The 5,660-nt window shown below is 70.1% G+C and carries 7 protein-coding genes; 4 read left to right on the top strand and 3 right to left on the bottom strand.

Translation table 11 applies throughout. The features are described from left to right. On the bottom strand, window positions 1-424 hold a 424-nt coding region (locus tag AC2W7M_RS18660), incomplete at its 3' end, for a DUF2628 domain-containing protein (protein WP_486133968.1). 10 nt (window positions 425-434) lie between these two features. Continuing rightward, window positions 435-1,028 (bottom strand): imidazoleglycerol-phosphate dehydratase HisB, encoded by a 594-nt coding sequence (hisB, locus tag AC2W7M_RS18655; RefSeq protein WP_486133966.1) that lies wholly within the window; start codon window positions 1,026-1,028, stop codon window positions 435-437. A gap of 157 nt (window positions 1,029-1,185) precedes the next feature. On the opposite strand from hisB, the gene AC2W7M_RS18650 reads away from it, so the two are divergent. The 3 genes from AC2W7M_RS18650 to hslU all read left to right on the top strand — a co-directional run bounded on the left by AC2W7M_RS18650 (window position 1,186) and on the right by hslU (window position 4,044). Continuing rightward, window positions 1,186-1,977, top strand: a complete 792-nt coding sequence (locus tag AC2W7M_RS18650) for an alpha/beta fold hydrolase (protein ID WP_486133964.1) — start codon at window positions 1,186-1,188, stop codon at window positions 1,975-1,977. A 96-nt stretch (window positions 1,978-2,073) separates the two neighbouring features. Beyond that, window positions 2,074-2,625, top strand: coding sequence for an ATP-dependent protease subunit HslV (gene hslV / locus AC2W7M_RS18645; RefSeq protein WP_121624279.1), 552 nt, complete (start codon window positions 2,074-2,076; stop codon window positions 2,623-2,625). Window positions 2,626-2,736: 111 nt separating this feature from the next. After that, entirely contained in the window at window positions 2,737-4,044 is a 1,308-nt protein-coding gene (hslU, locus tag AC2W7M_RS18640; protein WP_486133962.1) for an ATP-dependent protease ATPase subunit HslU, read from the top strand. 34 nt (window positions 4,045-4,078) lie between these two features. Here hslU and AC2W7M_RS18635 read toward each other — a convergent pair whose 3' ends face one another. Further along, window positions 4,079-5,284: a sigma-54 interaction domain-containing protein gene (locus tag AC2W7M_RS18635; RefSeq protein ID WP_486133960.1), complete on the bottom strand. Its 1,206-nt coding sequence runs from the start codon at window positions 5,282-5,284 to the stop codon at window positions 4,079-4,081. A gap of 185 nt (window positions 5,285-5,469) precedes the next feature. On the opposite strand from AC2W7M_RS18635, the gene AC2W7M_RS18630 reads away from it, so the two are divergent. Further along, a partial coding sequence (locus tag AC2W7M_RS18630; RefSeq protein WP_486133958.1) for a hypothetical protein occupies window positions 5,470-5,660 on the top strand: 191 nt, incomplete at its 3' end.

The raw sequence follows: 5,660 nt of genomic DNA, 5'->3' as shown, positions 1-5,660 counted from the left end.
TCGGACGGCGCGAAGGCGGCGGGGCGCGGGCGCTCCCGGCTGCGGGCGGTCCAGTCGGCGAAGAAGCGCGCTCCGCTTCCGCGCGGTCGCGGGCCACGACGACGCCCTCTTCGGCGAAGCCTCGGGCGGCGAGCTTGCGCACCCGGAGCGCCGGCAGCTCGAAGCCGAGCAGCAGGTTGAAGCCGGCCATCACCACGAAGCCGACCGGGCCGGCGATGCCCGCCATGGCGATGACGAAGCCGAGGAGGCCCGCCACCGCCACATAAGCGAGCAACGGCAGCCACAGCCGGTAGCGCAGCAGCACGAACGGGGCGAGGAACAGCGCCGCGAAGGAGAACTTCTCCCGCACGAAGGCGACGCGCTCGGCCGACGCTTCGGCGCTCTCGCCGGGTTCGACGCGGGACATCACGCTCCAGGTGGCCATGGGACGGCTCCTAGTTTCCGAGCGAGCCCTTGGTGGAGGGCACCTCGCCCGCCGCCGAGGGGTCGATGGCCACCGCCTGGCGCAGCACGCGGGCGAGGCCCTTGAAGCAGCTTTCGGCGATATGATGCGCGTTCACGCCGTAGAGCGTCTCCACGTGCAGCGTCACGCCCGCGTTCGAGGCGAAGGCCTGGAAGAACTCGCGCACCAGCTCGGTGTCGAAGTCGCCGATCTTCTGCGCCGGAAACGCGGTACGGAAGACCAGGAACGGCCGGCCGGAAATGTCGATGGCGACACGGGTCAGCGTCTCGTCCATGGGCATGAGCACGTCGGCGTAGCGCGTGATGCCGCGCATGTCGCCGAGCGCCTTGCGGAATGCCTGGCCGAGCGCGATGCCCACGTCTTCCGTGGTGTGGTGGAAGTCCACGTGCAGGTCGCCCTGTGCCTTCACCGTCAGGTCGAAGCGGGCGTGGCGCGCCAGCAGGTCCAGCATGTGGTCGAAGAAGCCGATGCCGGTGGCAATATCCGAGCGTCCCTGGCCGTCGAGGTCGACGGACAAGGCGATCTTCGTCTCCTTGGTCTCGCGGGCGATCAGGGCCGTGCGCATGGAATTCCTCCAAGGCCGCGGGTTCTAGCAGCAACGGTGCTGCAACGCCATATGGCGAAGACATGACGGTTTACACGGCCGTCCGCTCCCGGCCCTCGCCCCGTCGCGCGCCCTGTGCCATAGGCTTGGGTGCAGAGGCCCGGACCCGGAGGAGCGAATGCCCACCATCACCCGCGACGGACTGACGATCGACTATTCGGTGAGCGGGGAGGGGCCGCCGCTGCTCATCATCTCCGGCTTGTCGGCGGAGCGCTCCTTCTGGGCGCTGACCCGGCCGCTGCTCTCCGGCTTCACCCTGATCGAGTTCGACAACCGCGACATCGGCAAGAGCGCGCGGGCGAAGGCGCCCTATGCGGTGGCCGACATGGCGGGCGACGCGCTGGCGGTGCTCGCGGCCACCGGCTTCCGGAAGGCGCACGTCATGGGCCACTCGCTGGGCGGCATGATCGCCCAGGAGCTGGCGCTCATGGCGCCCGAGAAGGTGGACCGGCTGGTGCTCGCCAATACCATCGCCCGCAACGACCTCTACACCACCGAGATCATGCGCCTGCTCAGGGAGCTGCGGCTCCAGCTCGACAACGAGCTGACCTTCGGCGCGGCGCTCACCACGTTCGTCATCGGCATGCGGATGCTGAAGACGGTGCCGCTGTTCGCCGCCGTGCAGCAGTCGCTCGACGCCGGGCTCTACCAGGAGAAGGACGCCTTCCTGCGGCAGCTCGACGCCTGCGTCGCCTATGACGGGCTAACGCGGATCGGCGACATCAAGGCGCCGACCTATGTGATCTACACCGATGACGACCGCCTCTTCTCTCCCGCCATGGTGCGGGAGGTGGCGGAGGCGATCCCCGGCGCGCAGATCGACGAGATCGTCGACAGCGGCCATTGTCCCATGGTGGAGGCGCCGCAGAATTTCGCCACCGTCGTGCGTGCGTTCCTGACCGCCCGGTGAGCGGGCGCCGGGCAACGCCCATCCCTGCGGGCGTTTGATCGAGGCCGTTGCGTCCCGGGCGGAAGGGCATAAGTAAGGCTCTGAGCGGAGCCTTCCATGCAGCATTCCCCGGATACCATCTACGGCACGACCATCGTCTCGGTGCGCAAGGGCAACCGCGTCGCCATCGCCGGCGACGGGCAGGTGACGCTCGGCCAGACGGTGCTGAAGTCCAATGCCCGCAAGGTGCGCCGCCTGGGGCGCGGCGACGTGATCGGCGGCTTCGCCGGGGCGACCGCCGACGCCTTCACGCTGTTCGAGCGGCTCGAAGCCAAGCTGGAGCAGTATCCCGGCCAGTTGCAACGCGCCGCGGTGGAACTCGCCAAGGACTGGCGCACCGACCGCTATCTGCGGCGCCTGGAAGCGATGATGATCGTCGCCGACGCCTCCATCTCCCTGGTGCTCACCGGCACCGGCGACGTGCTGGAGCCGGAGCAGGGCGTCGCCGGCATCGGCTCCGGCGGCGGCTTCGCGCTCGCCGCCGCCCGCGCGCTGCTCGACCGGGAGGAGGACCCGGAGGCGATCGTAAGGCGCTCCCTGGAGATCGCCGCCGACATCTGCGTCTACACCAACCGCAACATCGTCATCGAGACCATCGGGGGGATGTGAGTTTGGCACGCACACCTTTCATTTTAGGCCCGGGGCTGATGGGCGGGGCGGCGCCGTCGGCGCGCGCAAGGCCTCCGCCGCTGTCTTTGCATTTCTGATGGTACGCAATCCATGACCGACTTCTCTCCCCGCGAGATCGTCTCCGAGCTCGATCGGCACATCGTCGGCCAGGCGGCCGCCAAGCGCGCGGTCGCCATCGCCCTGCGCAACCGCTGGCGGCGCCAGCAGCTGGACGACAAGCTGCGCGAGGAGGTGATGCCGAAGAACATCCTCATGATCGGCCCCACCGGCGTCGGCAAGACCGAGATTTCCCGTCGCCTCGCCCGCCTCGCAGGGGCGCCGTTCCTGAAGGTGGAGGCCACCAAGTTCACCGAGGTGGGCTATGTGGGCCGCGACGTGGAGCAGATCGTGCGCGACCTCGTGGAGGTGGGCATCGGCCTGGTGCGCGAGGCCAAGCGCAAGGACGTTCAGGCCAAGGCGCACCTTGCCGCCGAGGGCCGCGTGCTCGATGCGCTGGTGGGCGCCACCGCCTCTCCCGCCACCCGCGACGCCTTCAGGAAGCGCCTGCGCGCCGGCGAGCTGGACGACAAGGAGGTCGAGGTCGAGACCCAGGCGGGCGGCGGCGGCATGCCCATGTTCGAGATCCCCGGCATGCCCGGCGCGCAGATGGGGGCGATCTCGCTCTCCGACATGCTCGGCAAGGCGTTCGGCGGGCGCACCAAGACCCGCCGCGTCACCGTGAAGGACGCACACCCCCTGCTCCTCACCGAGGAGGCGGACAAGCTGATCGACCAGGACGCCATCGTCCAGGATGCGATCCACGCGGTGGAGAACAACGGCATCGTCTTCCTGGACGAGATCGACAAGATCGCCGGCCGCGAGGGCCGCTCCGGCGCCGACGTCTCGCGCGAGGGCGTGCAGCGCGACCTGCTGCCGCTGATCGAGGGCACCACGGTGTCCACCAAGCACGGGCCGGTGAAGACCGACCACATCCTGTTCATCGCCTCCGGCGCGTTCCACGTGTCGAAGCCGTCGGACCTGCTGCCGGAGCTGCAGGGTCGCCTGCCGATCCGCGTCGAGCTGGAGGCGCTCACCCGCGCCGACTTCGTGCGCATCCTCACCGAGACCGAGGCGAGCCTCGTCAAGCAGTCGGTGGCGCTGATGGCGACCGAGGGCGTGGAGCTGGTGGTGACGCCGGATGCGGTGGAGGCCATCGCCGATGCGGCGGTGGAGGTGAATTCCAGCGTCGAGAATATCGGCGCCCGCCGGCTCCAGACGGTGATCGAGCGCGTGCTGGACGATCTGTCCTTCACCGCGCCCGACCGCTCCGGCGAGACGGTGGTGATGGACGCCGGCTTCGTGCGCTCGCGCGTCGCCGATCTCGCCCGCAACGCCGACCTCAGCCGCTTCATCCTTTAAGGACGGCGGCTGCCGCAGCCTGGGGGGCTACGCTCTACTGCCAGGCGAGGCGCTTGCGATAGAGCGTCGAGGGGCTCAGTTCCAGCGCCGCTGCCGCGGCCGCGATGTTGCCGCCGAACGAGGCGATGGCCCGTTCGATGGCCCGGCGCTCGGTGAGCGCCAAAGGCTCCACCGCGCCCGCCTCCGCCGACAGGGGCACCACGTTCGTGGTGTTGGAGCCGAAGCGGGCCATCTCTTCGGCACCCGCGCCCTCGATCGCCAGATGGATCGGCACGTTGGGACCGTCCGCCAGCACCACGATGCGCCGCATGAGGTTCTGAAGCTCGCGCACATTGCCGCGCCAGGAGCGGATCTGGAGCACCCGCGCGGCATCCGGGCCGATGCGCGGCATGGGGCGGCGCTCCTCCCCGGCGAAGCGGGCGAGGAAGGTTTCCGCCAGCAGCATGATGTCGTCGCCGCGCTCGCGGAGCGCGGGCATATGCAGTTCCAGCACGTGCAGGCGATAGAACAGGTCCTCGCGCAGGCGGCCGGCGCGCACCTCCTCGGCGGGATCGCGGTTGGTGGCGCAGACGATGCGCACGTCCACCTGCCGCTCGTGCCCCTCGCCGATGCGCCGGACCTTGCCGTCCTGCAGGAAGCGCAGCAGCTTGGCCTGCAGCGCGAGGTCCATCTCGCCGATCTCGTCGAGGAACAGCGTGCCGCCGTCGGCGCTTTCCGCGGCACCCGCGCGCTCGGCGACGGCGCCGGTGAAGGCGCCGCGCGCGTGGCCGAAGACCTCGCTTTCCATGAGTTCGCGCGGGATGGCGCTGCAATTGAGCGCCACGAACGGTCCGGCATGGCGCGGCGAGCGGGCATGCACCGCCTGGGCGCAGAGGTCTTTGCCGGTGCCGCTTTCGCCGGTGATGAACACCGGGGCGCTGGAGGGAGAGACACGCTGGATGCGGTCATAGAGCGCGCGCATGGCCGGCGAGCGTCCGAGGAAGCCGCAGAAATCGGCGGTGCTGGTGGTCGTGGTCGGGCGGTCGTCCTCGCGGCTGGCGCGGCGGCGCTCCATGCGCACCGGCTCGCCTTGCAGCAGGCGCTCCACCACGTCCTCGGCCCGCAGCGGCTTCAGCACCACGTCGTCCGCGCCCGCCCGCATGCAGGCGACGGCGCTCGAGACCGAGCCCTGGCCGAGGGTGGCGATCAGGGCGCCGTTGAGGCCGGCGGCCCGAAGGCGGGTCCACCGCCCCCTCGCCACCGGGGCCGACCGCGACCACCGCCGACACGCAGTGCGGCGCCAGCGCGTAGGCGGATTCGAGGGCCTCCGCCTCCATCATGTTCAGCCGGTCCCGGCGCCCGAGAGCGGCGCGCAGGAGGCGGCGGACGGCGGGATCGGGATCACAGACGAGGACCGGTGCGGTGGCGGCTTCTGGGGAGTGCAGCATGACCTCGATCGACGGTTGGAAGGCGTCGGCGAGGATCGTGCGGGAGCGAGGTAAAGAAAGATTTTCTCGGCACCGGAAAAACCCAAAACGCGGCCCGATTTCGTCGCATGCGTTACCGCCTGGCCTGCACCGCCGGCGGGTCCGGGCCGCGGCTGGCCTATCCGCCCTTGCGGGGCTGCGCCATGGCGG

This window comes from Xanthobacter sp. BG11Y11_SDJG, assembly GCF_057364445.1.
The sequence above is the reverse complement of the archived record's forward strand: the minus strand, read 5'-3'. Positions and strand labels throughout refer to the sequence as shown.

Excerpts from the sequence above, each read along its gene's own strand:
- hisB (WP_486133966.1), bottom strand. The coding sequence starts at position 1,028 with ATGCGCACGGCCCTGATCGCCCGCGAGACCAAGGAGACGAAGATCGCC.
- AC2W7M_RS18650 (WP_486133964.1), top strand. The coding sequence starts at position 1,186 with ATGCCCACCATCACCCGCGACGGACTGACGATCGACTATTCGGTGAGC.
- hslV (WP_121624279.1), top strand. The coding sequence starts at position 2,074 with ATGCAGCATTCCCCGGATACCATCTACGGCACGACCATCGTCTCGGTG.
- hslU (WP_486133962.1), top strand. The coding sequence starts at position 2,737 with ATGACCGACTTCTCTCCCCGCGAGATCGTCTCCGAGCTCGATCGGCAC.